Annotated in this window: 2 protein-coding genes; both read right to left on the bottom strand. The window is 64.5% G+C overall.

The features are described 5' to 3' along the window. Positions 1 to 154: 154 nt before the first annotated feature. On the bottom strand, positions 155 to 478 hold the full coding sequence (locus tag ACLBYD_RS30690; protein ID WP_447819401.1) for a hypothetical protein: 324 nt from the start codon (positions 476 to 478) through the stop codon (positions 155 to 157). A 9-nt stretch (positions 479 to 487) separates the two neighbouring features. Beyond that, positions 488 to 862: a hypothetical protein gene (locus ACLBYD_RS30685; RefSeq protein ID WP_447819400.1), complete on the bottom strand. Its 375-nt coding sequence runs from the start codon at positions 860 to 862 to the stop codon at positions 488 to 490. Between the last annotated feature and the right edge of the window lie 136 nt (positions 863 to 998).

Here is a 998-nt window from a genome sequence, read left to right as displayed (position 1 = left end):
CCCGACCGGTGTTCGCAGCACCGTGCGGGGCCGATCTTGTTTGACGCAATGGAAGGTACGCGCGGTACCTGAGAGCAGCCTTGTAACTGCCATCGCGGGATGCGCTAGTGATGTGGCGGGCAGTGCCACGCATCAGTTCAGGTGAACATTCAACTCAACGTTGATCGTTGCCGTCGAGGTGCTCGAGCGCCCGTGTCGCCGCTTCGATCCGGGCGTCCCAGTCCTCGACCTCGGCGCGCTTCGCCGCCCGCGCCGCCTTCTGCGCCGGGGACGGCCACCCACCCTCACGGCCCCAGCGTTGGATCGTGTTCGTCGACATGCCCGTCAGGTCGGCCATCTCACGAACCGAACCGCCGGCCAACAATCCGGCGACGACCGCAGCCCGCAGCTCGGTTTCGGCGTCGTCGCGGGCACGCATCGCGGCGAGGATGCGTGCCCGCTCCGGATCGGGAATCAGTCCACGTTTCTGCGGAGTCACCCGAGCAGGCTATCCGGCGACCTCTTCCGCCTCGTCCTTCTGGCGGTACCGGCGCATCTGGATCTCGTAGAGCGCATCCTTCGCGGCGCGCCAGTCCTCATCGGAGGGGCGCTCGCTGCTGACATACAACGCCATGCGAACGCCGGGGAAGATCTTCACCCCCCATGCCCACCGGGCGAGAAGGTGCATCGCGGCTTGGTCACTCGGATAATGCACGGCCTTGTTGAACTTGCTGCCAACAATGGGGTCCTGCTCTCGCCAGAACCGGTTCTGCAGGAATCGATCGGAGACCACCCACCACGTGATGACGAGGATCGCGAGAGCGATCGCAACAACCACGAGAGTGAGCGGCAGAAGCCAGAAGCCGCGCCAGAAATCAGACATAGGTCGATCCTCTCAAAGGTGTAGCGATCACCGCCACATAAGGATGCGTTACGAGCGGGTGACCAGTCCCGCCGCGCGTGTGCCGCTCAATGTCCACCATCACCAGGGTCAGGTGTGGGAGCTGTCCGGCCCGTAG

The organism is Rhodococcus sp. C26F, from assembly GCF_053345925.1.
This window is presented reverse-complemented; position numbering and strand designations above follow the sequence as displayed.

What these genes read in the sequence shown, in the direction of transcription:
- ACLBYD_RS30685 (WP_447819400.1), bottom strand. Translation starts at nt 862, where the DNA reads ATGTCTGATTTCTGGCGCGGCTTCTGGCTTCTGCCGCTCACTCTCGTG.